This window comes from Gramella sp. KN1008, assembly GCF_004332155.1.
Taxonomy (GTDB): Bacteria; Bacteroidota; Bacteroidia; order Flavobacteriales; family Flavobacteriaceae; genus Christiangramia.
On the sequence record NZ_SJDV01000004.1, the window covers coordinates 135,010 to 151,544 of the forward strand.

Here is a 16,535-nt window from a genome sequence, read left to right on the forward strand (position 1 = left end):
ATGTAGACGCAAAGTAAAGCAAAGATTGTGCATTTATTCAAAAGCTTTTTCAATATCATTAATTTTTTAATCCCGTCTTAAAAATTTATCAGGCTATCAATTATGTTTTAAATTTGAGTAATGGAAAAACCTGCTCTGGAAGTTCAGTTAAAAACTCTGCCCAACAGCCCGGGGGTATATCAGTATTTTGACAAGAACGGGAAGATACTTTATGTTGGGAAGGCTAAGAACCTCAAAAAAAGGGTTACCTCGTATTTTACAAAAAAGCATGACAGCCATCGCATTGGAGTGATGGTGAAGAAGATACGTGAGATTAAGCATATTGTGGTGGCCTCAGAGACCGATGCGCTGCTTCTGGAAAATAACCTTATCAAAAAACATCAGCCGCGCTTTAACGTGATGCTGAAGGATGATAAGACCTATCCCTGGATATGTATAAAGAATGAAAGGTTTCCGCGCGTATTTCCAACCCGAAAACTTATAAAGGATGGCAGTGAATATTACGGTCCGTTTACAAGTTTTAAAACCGTAAATACTTTACTGGATCTCATCAAAGGACTTTATAAGCTGCGTACCTGCAATTATGATCTGGCTGAAGATAAGATCAGGAATGAGAAATATAAGGTGTGTCTTGAATATCATTTAGGTAATTGTGAAGGTCCGTGTGAGGCATTGCAGGCAGAAGAGGACTACAATAAAAATATTGAAGCCATAAGGCAGATCGTAAAAGGAAATTTCAAGGATTCTCTGCAGCGATTCAGAAATCAGATGAAGGAGCATGCTGAAAGGATGGAGTTTGAAGATGCCCAGCGAATCAAGAATAAGATAGATGTGCTGGAGAATTACCAGTCCAAATCTACGGTCGTAAACCCGAAGATTAATAATGTAGATGTTTTCTCCATTGTTACAGATGAAGGCTATGGATACGTGAACTTCCTTCAGTTATCTCATGGCGCGATCATCCGTTCTCATACCATCGAAATGAAAAAGAAACTGGATGAGAGCGACAGGGAACTACTGGAACTTGCCATCATAGAGATAAGGCAAAGGTTCAATTCGAATTCAAAAGAGATCTATGTGCCATTCAAGGTAGATGCCGGCGAAGATCTGAAAGTAACAGTTCCAAAGCTTGGTGATAAAAAGAAGATCGTTGAACTGTCACAAAGGAATGCCAAATATTACCGCCAGGAGCGTTTCAAACAGATGAAGATAGTTGATCCGGACAGGCATGTGAACCGGGTAATGGCGCAGATGAAAGAAGATCTAAGGCTAAGTGAGGAACCGCGGTATATAGAATGTTTTGATAATTCCAATATTCAGGGAAGTAATCCGGTTGCAGCCTGTGTGGTTTTTAAAAATGGCAAACCCAGTAAAAAAGATTATCGTAAATTTAATATCAAGACGGTTGAAGGGCCTAACGATTTTGCTTCTATGGAAGAAGTGGTTTTCAGAAGGTATCGAAGATTGCTGAACGAAGGAGAGGAGCTTCCTCAGCTTATTATCGTAGATGGAGGTAAAGGTCAGTTGTCAAGTGGAGTTAAAGCTTTGGAAACACTTGGTTTAAGAGGGAAGATTGCGATCATAGGGATAGCTAAGAGACTGGAAGAAATATTCTATCCTGAAGATCCGATACCTCTTTATTTGGATAAAAAATCAGAAACCCTGAAAATAATTCAGCAGCTTAGAAATGAGGCGCATAGATTCGGAATTACCTTTCATCGCAATAAAAGAAGTAAAACGGCGCTTAATACAGAGCTGGAAGGGATCCCGGGAATAGGAGAAAAGACCGTGGTGGAATTGCTTAAGCATTTCCGGTCATTAAAAAGAGTGAAGGAGGCCTCCCTGGAAGAGCTGTCCGAAGTTATAGGAGCTTCGAAAGCGGGTATTATTCACAATCATTATCATACGGGTTAAATGAGGAAATTTCTCCTTCTGTTATTCATAATCTTTAGCATGCCAGGATATACTCAATCTGATGATCCTAAGGTAGGGCTTGTGCTGAGTGGCGGGGGAGCAAAGGGTCTCGCGCATATAGGCGCACTGCAGATTCTGGAAGAAGCCGGAGTGCGTGTAGATTATATTGGCGGGACCAGTATGGGTGCCATAATTGGAGGTTTGTATGCTGCAGGATATTCGGCCAGTCAGCTTGATTCCATTTTTCATGCTACCAATTTCAATATTCTTATACAGGACGATATTCCGCGAAGCGCAAAAACCTTCTATGAGAAGGAGGATACCGAAAAATATGCCCTCACCCTTCCTTTTGATGATTTTCATATAAGTTTTCCTTCAGCTCTGTCCAAAGGTCAGAACATTTACAATCTAATGTCTCGTCTTACTATGCATGTAAGTGATATTGAAGATTTTGAGAACCTGCCCATTCCTTTCTTCTGCATAGCCGCAGATATTGAAACCGGAGAAGAGGTGATAATTGATGAGGGCTCACTGGCCAAGGCAATTTCGGCCAGTGGTGCTATCCCATCATTGTTCAGTCCGGTTAAATTTGATGATAGGCTGCTTACAGATGGCGGAGTCGCCAATAATTATCCGGTGGAGGAGCTGCGAAGGAGAGGGGCGGAGATCATTATCGGTGTTGATGTACAGGACAGCCTGATTGCAAGGGAGGATCTGAAAAGTGTATTTGATATTCTTACGCAGATCAATAACTTCAATACCATTGCCGATATGAAAGTTAAAAGGCCACTTACTGATATCTATATTAAACCGGATATCTCTGCCTTTTCCATCCTGTCTTTCGATGAAGGCGAGGCTATAATCGATTCCGGCAGGGTAGCCACTAAAAGAAAGCTGGATGAGCTTAAAGATCTGGCTAAAGATCAGAAACCCCCTAGGAAATTCAATGTCCCCGAGATCGATAAATTTAATATTAGTGGACTTGTGCTGGAGGGTAATAGTGATTACCCGCGCTCCTATATCCTGGGAAAACTGAAACTTGATTATGATGAGCCTTATGACCTGGATGATCTTGGGATAGGGATCAATAACCTGTCAGCCACCGGGAATTTCAACAGGATAAACTATCAACTCATCCCTAACGAGGAGCCGATGGATTATACCCTTGCGATGCAGATAGAAGAAAGTGAGAATAAGACATTTCTAAGGCTGGGACTGCATTACGATGAGCTGTATCAAAGCGCCGCTCTTGTGAACCTTACCAGGAAAAGTTTGATGTTCACTAATGATGTGGTCTCCCTGGATGTAATTGTTGGAGATAAGTTCAGGTATAATTTTGATTATTATCTGGACAAGGGATACTACTGGAGTATTGGCTTGAAATCCCGTTATAACAATTTTGAGAAGGACGTAAGTTTTGATCTTGCGAGGGAAAATGCCGGACTGGATGAAATTGGCGGGGTAAGGGAGATTGTTGTGGATTATAAGGATTTTACCAATCAGGTCTATGTGCAGACCCTGTTCAAGCAGGTGTTCCTATTTGGAATGGGTGCCGAACATAAATATCTTAATATAGCTTCTTCAACCATTAACAACCCCACTCCTCAGGGCAGTAATAATGTTTTTGAAGACAATCATTACTTCAGCACTTTTGGCTACCTGACCTATGATAGTTACGATAATAAATACTTCCCCCGGAAAGGACTTTATTTTAACGGTGACTTCCATATTTACCTGCTGGCTTCTAATGATCAGCCCGATTTCGCAGAGTTTTCTATAGCTAAGGGGGAGATTGGCTATGCTTTGCCTTTTTCAGACAGATTCGTAATGCGGGTTTCAACGGATACTGGTTTTAAGATAGGGAATGATAATATCAATGTATTCGATTTCTTCCTTGGAGGTTATGGAAATAACCTTATCAATAATTTTGTTCCGTTTTATGGTTATGACTTCATTAGTCTTTCGGGAGACAGCTATATAAGGGGATTAGTAGAGCTTGATTATGAAGTATACCCTAATAATCATATCATAGCAAGCACTAATATGGCTAATGTTGAAAACCGGTTATATACTACCGGGAAGTGGTTCAGCTGGCCTGATTATTCGGGTTATGCGCTGGGTTATGGCCTGGATACTTTTCTAGGCCCTATGGAGGTGAAATACACCTATTCTCCTGAAGTTAAAGAGAGCTACTGGTTCTTTAGTCTTGGATTCTGGTTTTAACTCTTTTATCTTAATATTCTGAAATCAAAAGCTTTTCACGTTTCCTGCGGGGTTTTTAGACTTCATTTAAGAATAATTCGTCAAAATTTCATGATATTTGTAGAAATCGAAAAATAAAGTAGAAAAAATCGTAATCCTTCAAAAAAAAGTAAGTTTTTGAATGATTTTAAAATCCAGAAATTATGCCTTTTTATCATAAGCTTGGCAAAATACCTCATAAGCGTCATACGGTGTTTAGAAAACCGGATGGCAGTCTTTATTATGAACAACTTTTTGGAACCATTGGCTTTGACGGGATGTCCTCAAATCTCTATCACGAGCATAGACCGACTCAGGTAAAGGAAATCAAGGGGAGTTATGATGCCACACCAAAAGTGACTGTAGAGAATAATATGAAATCTTACCGTTTCAGGGGATTTCAAATAACTCCGCACCCGGATTACCTGGAAAGTCGTAAGACGGTATTAACCAATTCAGATTGTGATATAATCCTGGCCTCTCCGCAGCAATCAACTGAAGATTATTTCTATAAGAATGCAGATTCTGATGAACTGATCTTTATTCATAAAGGTACCGGGAAACTTAGAACCCATCTTGGAAATCTAGACTTTAAATATGGTGATTACCTGCTTATTCCAAGAGGGACTATTTATAAACTTGATTTTGATGATGAGGATAACAGACTCTTTATTGTAGAATCAAGAAGACCAATTTATACTCCGAAGAAATACAGGAATTGGTTCGGTCAGTTGCTTGAACATTCGCCTTTCTGTGAGCGTGATCTGCGTCAGCCATATGAGCTCGAAACTAATGACGAACGAGGAGATTTCCTTATAAAGATCAAGAAACAAGGGAAGATATTTGATATGGTCTATGCCACACATCCTTTTGATGTGGTGGGCTATGATGGCTATAATTATCCATACGCCTTCTCCATTCATGATTTTGAACCCATAACTGGTAGAATTCACCAGCCACCACCGGTGCATCAGACTTTTGAGACCGACGCCTTTGTGGTTTGCAGTTTCTGCCCTCGTAAATATGATTATCACCCGGAAGCCATACCGGCACCATACAGTCATAGTAATATTGATAGTGATGAGGTGCTTTATTATGTGGATGGTGATTTTATGAGCCGTAATGATATCGAAGCAGGGCACATCTCGCTTCACCCGGCCGGAATACCTCATGGTCCTCATCCGGGAGCCGTTGAAAGAAGTATTGGGCAAACCGATACCGAAGAACTTGCGGTAATGGTAGATACTTTTAAACCTTTGATGCTTACCGAAGAGGCGATGGAAATAGCCGATGATACATATTATAAATCATGGCTGGAAGAAGAAGATAAGTAATAGTAAAAAGAAGATTTTTTAGCTCAGGAAGGTGGGCGAATTGGTAACTATGGAAATTCCAGACAAAAAGCTTTATCATTTCACCCGTTCAGAAAAAATTAAAAATATTATGAGTACAGATAACACATCATTAAAATTAGAAAAAGTGGTTCCGGAAGCGGAGGATTTTTTACCGATTCTTGGAACGGACTTCGTAGAATTGTATGTAGGTAATGCCAAGCAGGCTGCGTATTATTATCAGCATGCCTGGGGCTTCCAGCCTGTTGCGTACGCGGGGCTTGAAACCGGGAAGAAGGATACGGTGTCTTATGTTCTTCAGCAGGGGAAGATTAGACTGGTCTTAACCTCTCCTCTGGAAAGAGATGGAGATATAAATGAACATATCAACAAACATGGAGACGGAGTAAAATTCGTTGCTTTATGGGTTGATGATGCCCGAAAAAGTTATGAGGAGACCACAAAAAGAGGAGCTAAATCTTATGTGGAACCCTATGAACTGGAAGATGATAATGGTAAGGCCGTGATATCGGGGATACATACCTATGGGGAGACGGTTCATCTCTTTGTGGAAAGGAATAAATACGAAGGTCCTTTTCTTCCAGGTTACAGGGCTTGGAATACCAAGGCTGAAACTAAAGATACCGGGCTGAAATTTATTGACCATATGGTTGGGAATGTAGGCTGGAACGAAATGAACAAATGGGTGGAATTCTATGCCAAGGTAATGGGATTTGCACAGCTTGTTTCCTTTGATGATAAGGATATTTCCACGGAGTATACTGCTCTTATGAGTAAGGTGATGAGCAACGGTAACGGCCGTATCAAGTTTCCTATCAACGAACCGGCAGAGGGGAAGAAAAAATCCCAGATCGAGGAATATATTGACTTCTACAATGGGGCAGGAGTGCAGCATATAGCCCTTGCCACGGATAATATCATAGAGACTGTAACTCAATTAAGGGATCGTGGAGTTGAATTCCTGTATGTACCCGAGACTTATTATGATGATCTTTTAGACAGGGTTGGAGAGATTGATGAGGATCTTGAACCACTTAAGGAACTTGGAGTCCTTGTAGACAGGGATGATGAAGGCTATCTTTTACAAATATTTACCAAACCTGTTTTGGACAGGCCAACCATGTTCTTTGAGATCATTCAGCGTAAAGGAGCTCAATCTTTTGGAAAAGGTAATTTTAAGGCCTTATTTGAAGCAATTGAAAGAGAGCAGGATTTGCGAGGTACTTTAAATTAAGATTAAAAAACTGCTAAAATTTAAACACTGAAAATAAATTTCTGATAATCACGTAATTTTTTAGTTAAAGTTTATCTAAACATTGCTGGCAAGGTAGAAATATCAGACTTTTGCACCGCATTTTTGGAGTGGTTACCAGGAATGATTTAATTTTTTTCATAATTTAAGTTTTAGTTGGTTAATAAGACAAAAACCCCATCATTAATTTGATGGGGTTTTTTGTTTTAATACTTTTGGAATAGTAATTGTAATTAGCGTACCAAGCCCTTAAAAATACCAGATAACTTAGGAAATAAAACATGATGAGAAGACTATTTACAATTACCTTTTTACTCCTCTTTATACCATTTGCTGAGGTATTCTCACAGAATGCCTTTGAAGGAGGTGAATGGTTCAAGTTCAGGATTCACTATGGTCTTTTTAATGCCAGTTATGCCACTTTGGAAGTAGATGAGGCTCATCTAAATGATAGGCCTGTTTATCATGTAAAAGGGAGGGGTAAATCCACCGGATTATTGAGCCTTTTCTTTAAAGTAGATGATGATTATCAAACTTATATTGACAGGCAAACCGGAAAGCCATATAAGTTCATTAGGAAGATTAATGAAGGCGGATATACTAAAGATCTGGAAATAGACTTTGATCATCAGGCCAATCAGGCCCATGTACACAATAAAAAAACCGATAAGAGGCAGACCTATTCGGTGCCCAATAATGTGCATGATATGTTGTCGGCATTTTATTATATTCGCAACCAGATTAATGGCAGGGATCTGAAGCCGGGAGATGAGATGAAGTTAAAAATGTTCATCGATGATGAAAACACCGATTTTAAACTGGTTTTCCTGGGCCGGGAAGTGATCAAGACCAAATTTGGAAAGGTGGCCACTCTAAAGTTCAGGCCGTATGTTCTGGCTGGGCGGGTGTTCAAAGAAAAGGAAAGTCTTACCATATGGGTAAGTGATGATAAAAATAAAATTCCCGTAAAGATCGAAGCTGATCTGGCTGTTGGTTCTTTAGATGCCGATCTTGAAGCTTATAAAGGATTAAAGCATCAGTTTAGTATTATAATGAATTAAATATGGAAATAAAGCCCGAAATCGCCGAACGAATTAGTAAGCTGGAAGAGAAATTCCGGAATTCGGGGCAGGATATGGGTTCCTACTTGGACGGTCTGCTGTATGACCGTTATTTGTCTTATTGGGATTATATAAGTGTAGATACCCTGCTAAGTCTTCAAAAGACAAATACTCATTTCCCTGATGAAACCATTTTCATTACTTATCACCAGATAACGGAGCTTTATTTTAAGCTTATAATTCATGAACAGAAACAGATCATTGAAAACCCAACGCTCACACCTTCATTCTTTATCGAAAAACTGAAAAGGATCAACAGGTATTTCCGGATCCTTATCGATTCTTTTGATGTTATGATCAAGGGAATGGAAAGAGAGCAGTTCCTGAAGTTCAGAATGGCGCTTCTGCCCGCCAGTGGTTTTCAGTCGGCCCAGTTCAGAATGATCGAACTTTATTCAACACCGCTGGAACATCTGGTTTCAGCAGATATTCGAACTGATTTTTCAGAAACTAACACTTTGGAAGAGCTTTACGAGAATATTTACTGGAAAAAAGGAGGTATAGACTTGAAAACAGGCGAAAAGACCCTTACTTTAAGGCAGTTTGAAAAACGCTATACTCCAAGGTTTCTGCGAATCGCCAATCAGGTGAAAGAAAACACCATTTACCATCGTTATCTTGGTATGGCTGAAGAGGACAGGAATAATAAAGACCTTATCAAGGCTATGCGGGACCTGGACGTTAATGTGAATATCAACTGGCTTCTAATGCATATGGGAGCTGCCTATCGTTATTTGAGCAAGGATAAATCAACGATAAAGGCTACGGGAGGCACCAACTGGAAGCAATTCTTGCCACCTGGGTTTCAAAAGATTTCTTTCTTTCCTAATTTATGGAGTAAGGAAGAACAGGAAGATTGGGGAAAACAGTGGGTGAACCATACATTTAATACTGAAAAATAAAAAAACGAAAAATTGAAGAAACTAGGTTTATTGTTAATGATGATGCTGGTGATTATTGCCTGCAATGATGATGAAAAAGACCAGGCAGTAAAGGAGGTTAAAGAGAAAAAACTTCCTCCTGTGGAAAAGGAATACGGTTTTGTGCTTAACAATTATGAGGTAGTAAAAGATACTATAAAGTCGGGAGACTTTTTTGGTGCCATAATGGATGAAAGTGGTGTGGCTCCGGGGCAAGTTTATGAGATCACCCAGAAAGTGAAAGATACTTTTAATCCCGCACGAATCGTAGCGGGGAAGAGGTATATGATACTGAAAGACAAGGACTCGGCGAGAACCCCGAAATTCTTTATATACGAGAATGATAAGATTAACTATACGGTAGTTTCTTTAACAGATAGTATTTATGCCGCGAAACGCAAACGGCCGGTAACCGTAAAGCGAAGGGAAGTTTCAGGTGTGATCACTTCATCTCTTTCTGAAGCAATGGAGGCTCAGGGGCTTAATCACCTGCTGGTGTATGAACTTTCCAACATTTACCAGTGGAGTATAGATTTCTTTAAACTTCAAAAGGGAGATCAGTTCAAGATGGTCTACCATGAAAAATATATTGAGGATACTATTTTTGCGGGTATTGAAAAGGTAGACGCTGCAGTTTTTAAACATTCAGGAAAGCCTTTCTATGCTTTCAAATATCTCACAGACAGTATTTCGGGAAAACCGAGTTTCTATGATGATGAAGCAAAAGCATTGCAAAGTTTTTTCCTTAAGGCTCCTCTCAATTACTCCAGGATCTCCTCCAGGTATACCAAAAGACGCTTCCATCCGGTTCAGAAGAGATGGAAAGCCCATTTAGGAACAGATTACGCCGCTCCCTATAATACACCCATTGTAAGTACGGCAAATGGTACCGTGATAGCGTCAAGTTATACTTCTGGGAATGGAAATTATGTAAAAATAAGGCATAACAGTAAGTATACTACCCAGTATCTTCATATGACCAAGCGAGCGGTTAGAACCGGACAGGCCGTAAAACAGGGTGATGTCATCGGCTATGTTGGAAGTACTGGCCTTGCCACTGGCCCCCATGTGTGTTACCGATTTTGGGTAAATGGACGGCAGGTTGATCCGTACCGACAAAATCTGCCCTCTGCCAAGCATATTGAAGAAGAGCTGAAGGACGAGTACTTTGCCTATATCGAGCCTTTAAAAGAAGAACTGGATCAAATTCCCTACAAAAACATTTAGATGAAAAATATAAATCCAACCTCAACCGAAGCCTGGAAGGAATTAGAAAAGCATTTTAAGAAGATTCGGAATGAACATATGCGGGATATGTTCAGTGATGACGAGAATCGTGCTGAAAAATTCAGCATCCTTTGGGAAGATTTCTATGTTGATTACAGTAAGAACAGGATCACTGAAGATACCAGAAGTCTTTTACTTCAGTTAGCTGAAGAATGTCAGCTGGAAGAGGCTATCAATGATTACTTCTCAGGAGAAGCCATCAATAGAACTGAAAACAGGCCTGTTCTCCATACCGCATTAAGAGCGGCCAAAGATGCCGAAATAAAGGTTAGAGGAGAAAACGTTCTTCCTGAAGTGGAAGAGGTGAAGACGAAGATCAAGGATTTCAGCTTTGAGGTTATTAGTGGGGCCAGAAAGGGCTATACCGGTAAGGCTTTTACCGATGTGGTGAATATCGGCATTGGAGGATCAGATCTTGGTCCTGTGATGGTTACCGAAAGCCTTAAGTTCTATAAGAACCATCTGAATATGCATTTTATTTCAAATGTAGATGGTGATCATGTTCATGAGACCATAAAGGATCTGAACCCGGAAACAACTCTTTTTCTGATTGTATCCAAGACCTTTACCACTATGGAAACCCTTAGTAATGCCACTACTGTGCGCGAGTGGTTTCTTAGATCTGTGCCGGAGAAAGAAGTTTCCAAACACTTTGTGGCTGTTTCTACCAACCTGGAAAAAGTGGAATCTTTTGGAATAGACCGAAATAATATTTTCCCTATGTGGGATTGGGTAGGAGGTCGCTTTTCTCTTTGGAGTGCTGTGGGCCTTTCTATAAGTCTGGCCATTGGCTATGATAATTTCGCCGCCCTTCTTGACGGCGCTCGTAAGATGGATGAGCATTTCAAGAATACCTCCTTTAAAGAAAACTTACCGGTACAACTTGCTCTCTTGAGCATCTGGTATAACAATTTCTTTAAAGCAGAGAGTGAAGCTGTTATCCCTTACTCTCAATACCTAAATAGGTTTCCGTCTTACCTGCAACAGGCTATTATGGAAAGTAACGGTAAGAGTGTGGATCGAAATGGAGAGCGAGTGGATTATGAGACCGGAACCATTATCTGGGGTGAGCCTGGGACCAACTCCCAGCACGCATTTTTTCAGTTGATACATCAGGGAACAAAACTTATTCCTGCCGATTTTATTGGCTTTAAAAGATCTCTTTTTGGGGATAAAGATCACCAGGATAAACTGATGGCTAATTTTTTCGCCCAAACTGAAGCTCTTTTAAATGGAAAGAATGAAGATGAGGTAGAGGAAGAGTTGAAGAGCAAAGGTTTTAGAAGAGAAGAGGTAGACAGGCTTAAAGCCTTTAAGGTCTTTGAAGGAAATAAGCCTACCACAACTATCCTTATAGAAAAGTTGACACCTGAAAGTATGGGAAAACTTATTGCACTTTATGAGCATAAGATCTTTGTACAGGGAATCATCTGGAATATATTTAGTTATGATCAATGGGGAGTTGAACTTGGTAAGCAGCTTGCCAGTAAGATTCTTGCAGAATTTGGTGAGAAGGAAGTTAGTGATCATGATTCATCTACCGGGACCTTATTGAAATATTACCTGAAATAATAAAGTCAGAACTTGATTAAAATTTTAATTATACAGAGCTCCGGAAAAATCCGGAGCTTTTTTATGGGATAACGTGAGTTCTCTTTAATAAAAATTTAACATGCCTATAGAGATATTAACAAATTGAATATTAGAGGGATAAGAATGTGAATAGAGTAATAACAGGATTTTCGGCCCGATTACAAATCCTAGTTTCCTGACGCAGTGGATAAAAAGTTAAAAATCTTAACAATTTAGTAATGGTAGTTACGTGAGAATTAGCTTTTTTTGCATCGAATTTTAATCAAACACAAACTAGTAAAAAATGAGGAAATTATTACTGTTAGCGATGTTCTTAACGTCTGCTACAATTTTCGCTCAGGGAACTATTACCGGAACGGTAATTGATTCTGAAATGGATGGACCGCTGCCAGGCGCTAACGTTATGGTGGTAGGTACACAACAAGGTACAATGACTGACTTTGATGGAAACTTTAGCATTGATGTTGAAGATTCATCTGGACAGGTTCGTATCAGTTTCGTTGGCTATCAGACCAAAACTGTAGCTTTTAACGTATCTAGCGGACAGACTCAAGATCTTGGACAGATCATGTTAAATGCGGATGCGAATGCACTATCTGAAGTAGTGATTACAGGGGTGGTAGATCTTGCAAAAGATCGACAGACTCCAGTTGCGGTTTCTACTATTAGATCACAGGTTATTCAGGAGAAACTTGGTAACCAGGAATTCCCGGAAATATTGAATACTACACCTTCGATCTATGCCACCAAGCAGGGAGGTGGATTTGGAGATTCACGTATCACTATTCGTGGGTTTGATACCCAGAACTCTGCTGTTATGATCAACGGTATTCCTGTAAATGACATGGAAAATGGTGCAGTTTACTGGAGTAACTGGGCAGGATTAAGTGATGTGGCTTCAGCTATTCAGGTTCAAAGAGGTCTTGGATCCTCTAAGCTTGCTGTTTCTTCAGTAGGGGGTACTATTAATGTGGTGACCCGTTCAGCAGAAAGATCTGAAGGTGGCTTTGTTAAAGCTAGTGTAGGTAACGATAGTTATCTTAAGACGATCGCCTCTTATAATACTGGTCTTAATGATAATGGCTGGTCTGGATCTTTCCTTTTAAGCAGGACTTCAGGTGATGGCTATGTAAATGGAACCGAGTTTGAAGGTTATAATTACTTTATCGGTGCTGGATATAGACCCAATGATTCGCATGATTTCAATTTCATGTTAACTGGTGCACCTCAGCAACATAACCAGAGAAGTTTTTTCACCAGCTTAGGTAGCTACCTTGAGTATGGAGAAAATGGAGAGCCAAATGAAAGATATAATCCAGAATTTGGGTATAGAAATGGAGAGGAATATACATTTGCAGGTAACTTCTACCATAAGCCTGTAGCTTCTCTTAGCTGGGAGTGGGATATAAACTTAGACTCTAAACTTACAACTAGTGCATATGCTTCTTTTGGACGTGGTGGGTCTATAGGTCCTATTGGAAGAATTGACGGAGATAGATATTATTCCCTTCCAAAGACAGACGATGGATTACTAAGAATCGATGATATTTTCGCCTATAATTCAGGTCAGAATGTTCCGGATTTTGGAGGGACTAGAGAAGGATATACTGGTGGCGGTAATGACTATCAGGGTTCTTTTGTAAACGGAAACGAAAGACCGTCTAATTTTGTTAGTGATGCAGGTCATATTTATGGAGCTGAAAATGGTATCACAAGAAGATCTTCTATCAATTCACATAACTGGTTTGGTCTTATTTCTAATTATCAAAAAGAAATCAATGATCAGCTTACCCTTGATTTTGGAGTTGACTTAAGATCCTATACAGGTTTCCATTATAGAAGAATGGTTGATTTAATGGGAGGAGATATCTACGTAGACAATGATAATAAGACGAATCCATATAGATTCCTTTCTGAAACTTATGAGCCTACTGTAGGAAATACTTTAAATGTATTTAAAAGTATTGATGATGAGGAGAAAATAGATTATTATAATGAAGGCTATGTTCACTGGCAAGGGGCGTTTGCTCAGTTAGAATATGTAGGTGAGCAGATTTCAGCTTTTGTTCAGGGTGCTATTTCCAATCAAGGATTTAAGAGAAAAGATTATTTCTTATATGATGAGGGTAACGAAGAAACAGATTGGGAAAATATTCTTGGGGGTAATATAAAAGGTGGTTTGAATTTTAACATTGACGAAAAACATAACGTTTTTGGAAATGTTGGATACTACTCTAAGCAACCTCTATTTGATGCTGTTTATCTGAATGATACAAATGAGAAAAACCCAAATTTAACCAATGAGCAGGTATTTGGAGTTGAATTGGGCTATGGTTTCAGATCTCAGTTCTTCAATGCCAACGTTAATTTATATAGAACTTCGTGGGCCGATAGATTTGAAACAACCTCTACTACATTCTTCGAGGATACCGATGATGAAATAAGAGGGGTGGCTAATATATTAGGAGTTACTCAGGTGCATACGGGTGTTGAATTTGATCTGTACGGTAGAATAGGTGATAAATTCAGATGGAATGGAATGCTTTCCATTGGTAACTGGGAATATAAAGATGATGTAAATGTTTCTTATCTCGATGAAAATCAAAATCCAATCCCTGGAGCTGAGGATTCAGTCCTAAATTTGGATGGAGTAAAAGTTGGAAATGCTGCTCAGTTCACTGCCAGTTTAGGTGCAGATTATCAGATATTGGATAACTTAAGTATTGATGGAACTTATAGATTCGCAGATAATTTATATGCTTCCTATGATGCTACCGATGCGGAGGATTCAGATTTCCAGGTGTTTGAATTACCTTCATACGGGCTACTGGATCTTGGAGCATCATATGGTCTGGATCTGGGAGAAAATAGACTTACTTTTAGAGTAAATGTTAATAATGTTACAGATAATATTTACATTTCTGAGTCTCTAACAAACAGGTCAGCTGGTCCTGGCGATGAAACATGGAATGGTGTAAATACCAGAAACAATGTTTTCTTTGGTTGGGGTAGATCCTGGAATGCAAGTGTTGCTTTCAGATTTTAAATAGAAATAATATAAGACTAAAAACGTCCCATTTAATGGGACGTTTTTTTTATGTTTAATTATATTTAGCAAAATTTAATCTATCATGTACGAAACAATTCAGTTTATTCATTCATACTGGGCCTATCTGGTTCTTTTTATGTTGCTTGTCGCTAGTTTTAATGGCATTATTGGCTTTGCGGCCAATAAGGAATATTCTGCCACTAATTTCAGAATTGCACTTTTTACCCTTATCGTTAGCCATATCCAGTTCCTTATAGGTATAATTCTGTACTTTCTTACGCCTTATTTTGAAATGTGGGCCGAAGAAGGAATGGGCGGTGTTATGGGTGATTCCGTATTAAGGCTTTACAATGTTGAACATCCGCTAATGATGATCATCGCGATCGCTCTTATCACGATCGGATATTCAAAACATAAAAAGAAACTAACCTCAAGACCAAAATTCAAGGCTCTTGCTATTTTCTACGGACTCGCATTCGTAGTAATGCTTTCCAGGATCCCATGGTCTGCCTGGTTCTAACCAGGAAAAATATTTGTCACATTGAACCTGTTGAAATGTGATAATTCCATAATTAAAGCTCCGGATTTTCCGGAGCTTTTTGTTTTCCAAAGTTATCCTGCCCCGACAGTTAACGGGATTGTTTCGGGGGCTGGTGATAAAATTTTGAAAAGAAGCTTAAACAAGATCAGCTTGACATATAGAACCTCCTCACTTTCCATTGGAATCTATTGGTCTTATCAGATAAATATATACCGGGAAATGATCACTGTATCCTCCTTCATATCCCGAGTATCCATAGGTCCTGAATGGATAACCTTTAAATTGACCATTCTGAGTAACTAGATAGGGTTTATTGAAGATGCCCGCCTTATAGTACTGGAATCCTTCATCACTATTGTTTACAAGGTTTGCAGTCATAAAGATCTGGTCGAATAAATTCCAGGAATCCCGATAGGCAAGGCTTCCAATTCCACTTTTAAGCATACTTTCCATTGGGTTATAAAGAGAATTTTCCGCTAGTTGGTTCTTAGCAGCTTCTGTTTTCAGGATCTTTTTAAAGCTTTTGTTGGTTGGATCATCATTGAAATCTCCCATGCTGATGATCTTAGCTTCGGGATTACCATTTACAAGAGAGTCAATAATCCTTTTATTGAGAAGTGCAGCCTTTTCTCTTTTGTAAGCACTTCTTGCTTCTCCACCGCCCCGGGATGGCCAGTGATTTACGATAAAATTTATCTCTTCCTTGTTCAAAAGTCCGGTCACCACCAATTGGTCCCGTGTATAATCTCTTTTAGAGGGGTTCTCGGCTTCATAGATCAACAGTCGCCTGTTTTTGGAATCCATAGGAGTAAAGTGTTGTTTTCGATACAAAAGTGCCACATCAACGCCCCTTTCGTCCGGAGAGTCAAAGTGGATTATTCCATATTTGTATTTATCCAAATTTGGATGAGCGATAAGATCTTCGAGTACCTTGCTGTTTTCAATTTCACACAGGCCAATTATCGCCGGCGGTTCAGGATTTACGTCACAGCCAATTTCGGAAAGAACGCGACTTATGTTCTCAATTTTCCTGGTGTATTTTTCTGCCGTCCATACATCTTTTCCTCCAGCAGTTCGGTCATCGTCAAAAGTTTCCGGATTATCCTCAATATCAAATAGGTTCTCTACATTGTAAAATGCGATGGTCGCTATCTGGTATTCCCTTTTTTCCTGAGCGAACAGATTAAAAAGCGACAGTTGCATACTCAGAATTATCAGGTTTCTGAATAGGCATATCAAGTATTTTCTCAAATTTTCTAAAAATT

Annotated in this window: 11 protein-coding genes; 10 read left to right on the plus strand and 1 reads right to left on the minus strand. The window is 39.4% G+C overall.

Annotated elements, in window-relative coordinates; translation table 11 throughout:
• The first annotated feature begins 120 nt into the window (after positions 1-120).
• From uvrC to EZJ28_RS08940, 10 genes are all read left to right on the plus strand, one after another.
• A complete protein-coding gene (uvrC, locus tag EZJ28_RS08895) occupies positions 121-1,914 on the plus strand; it encodes an excinuclease ABC subunit UvrC (RefSeq protein ID WP_131397009.1) in 1,794 nt (597 codons plus the stop codon).
• Positions 1,915-4,137: a patatin-like phospholipase family protein gene (locus tag EZJ28_RS08900; RefSeq protein WP_131397011.1), complete on the plus strand. Its 2,223-nt coding sequence runs from the start codon at positions 1,915-1,917 to the stop codon at positions 4,135-4,137.
• A gap of 182 nt (positions 4,138-4,319) precedes the next feature.
• On the plus strand, positions 4,320-5,489 hold the full coding sequence (locus EZJ28_RS08905) for a homogentisate 1,2-dioxygenase (protein ID WP_131397014.1): 1,170 nt from the start codon (positions 4,320-4,322) through the stop codon (positions 5,487-5,489).
• 109 nt (positions 5,490-5,598) lie between these two features.
• Complete coding sequence (hppD, locus tag EZJ28_RS08910) at positions 5,599-6,741, plus strand: 4-hydroxyphenylpyruvate dioxygenase (RefSeq protein ID WP_131397016.1); 1,143 nt, start codon at positions 5,599-5,601, stop codon at positions 6,739-6,741.
• Between the two features lie 302 nt (positions 6,742-7,043).
• Complete coding sequence (locus tag EZJ28_RS08915) at positions 7,044-7,820, plus strand: DUF3108 domain-containing protein (protein ID WP_131397519.1); 777 nt, start codon at positions 7,044-7,046, stop codon at positions 7,818-7,820.
• 2 nt (positions 7,821-7,822) lie between these two features.
• Complete coding sequence (locus tag EZJ28_RS08920; protein ID WP_131397022.1) at positions 7,823-8,782, plus strand: tryptophan 2,3-dioxygenase family protein; 960 nt, start codon at positions 7,823-7,825, stop codon at positions 8,780-8,782.
• 12 nt (positions 8,783-8,794) lie between these two features.
• Complete coding sequence (locus EZJ28_RS08925) at positions 8,795-10,027, plus strand: peptidoglycan DD-metalloendopeptidase family protein (RefSeq protein WP_207388447.1); 1,233 nt, start codon at positions 8,795-8,797, stop codon at positions 10,025-10,027.
• The gene (gene pgi, locus EZJ28_RS08930) at positions 10,028-11,659 is read left to right on the plus strand and encodes a glucose-6-phosphate isomerase (protein ID WP_131397025.1); all 1,632 of its coding nucleotides are present in this window, start codon (positions 10,028-10,030) and stop codon (positions 11,657-11,659) included.
• 304 nt (positions 11,660-11,963) lie between these two features.
• The gene (locus tag EZJ28_RS08935; RefSeq protein WP_131397027.1) at positions 11,964-14,726 is read left to right on the plus strand and encodes a TonB-dependent receptor; all 2,763 of its coding nucleotides are present in this window, start codon (positions 11,964-11,966) and stop codon (positions 14,724-14,726) included.
• An 85-nt stretch (positions 14,727-14,811) separates the two neighbouring features.
• Positions 14,812-15,249, plus strand: a complete 438-nt coding sequence (locus tag EZJ28_RS08940; RefSeq protein WP_131397030.1) for a hypothetical protein — start codon at positions 14,812-14,814, stop codon at positions 15,247-15,249.
• 189 nt (positions 15,250-15,438) lie between these two features.
• Here the strand turns inward: EZJ28_RS08940 and EZJ28_RS08945 are convergent, their stop codons facing one another.
• A complete protein-coding gene (locus EZJ28_RS08945) occupies positions 15,439-16,473 on the minus strand; it encodes an endonuclease/exonuclease/phosphatase family protein (RefSeq protein ID WP_131397032.1) in 1,035 nt (344 codons plus the stop codon).
• Positions 16,474-16,535 lie beyond the last annotated feature (62 nt).

Bases quoted from the DNA above. Each gene is read 5' to 3' on its own strand.
- EZJ28_RS08935 (WP_131397027.1), top strand. From the start codon at position 11,964: ATGAGGAAATTATTACTGTTAGCGATGTTCTTAACGTCTGCTACAATT.
- pgi (WP_131397025.1), top strand. From the start codon at position 10,028: ATGAAAAATATAAATCCAACCTCAACCGAAGCCTGGAAGGAATTAGAA.
- EZJ28_RS08905 (WP_131397014.1), top strand. From the start codon at position 4,320: ATGCCTTTTTATCATAAGCTTGGCAAAATACCTCATAAGCGTCATACG.
- EZJ28_RS08900 (WP_131397011.1), top strand. From the start codon at position 1,915: ATGAGGAAATTTCTCCTTCTGTTATTCATAATCTTTAGCATGCCAGGA.
- EZJ28_RS08915 (WP_131397519.1), top strand. From the start codon at position 7,044: ATGAGAAGACTATTTACAATTACCTTTTTACTCCTCTTTATACCATTT.
- EZJ28_RS08920 (WP_131397022.1), top strand. From the start codon at position 7,823: ATGGAAATAAAGCCCGAAATCGCCGAACGAATTAGTAAGCTGGAAGAG.
- uvrC (WP_131397009.1), top strand. From the start codon at position 121: ATGGAAAAACCTGCTCTGGAAGTTCAGTTAAAAACTCTGCCCAACAGC.
- EZJ28_RS08940 (WP_131397030.1), top strand. From the start codon at position 14,812: ATGTACGAAACAATTCAGTTTATTCATTCATACTGGGCCTATCTGGTT.
- EZJ28_RS08945 (WP_131397032.1), bottom strand. From the start codon at position 16,473: ATGCAACTGTCGCTTTTTAATCTGTTCGCTCAGGAAAAAAGGGAATAC.
- hppD (WP_131397016.1), top strand. From the start codon at position 5,599: ATGAGTACAGATAACACATCATTAAAATTAGAAAAAGTGGTTCCGGAA.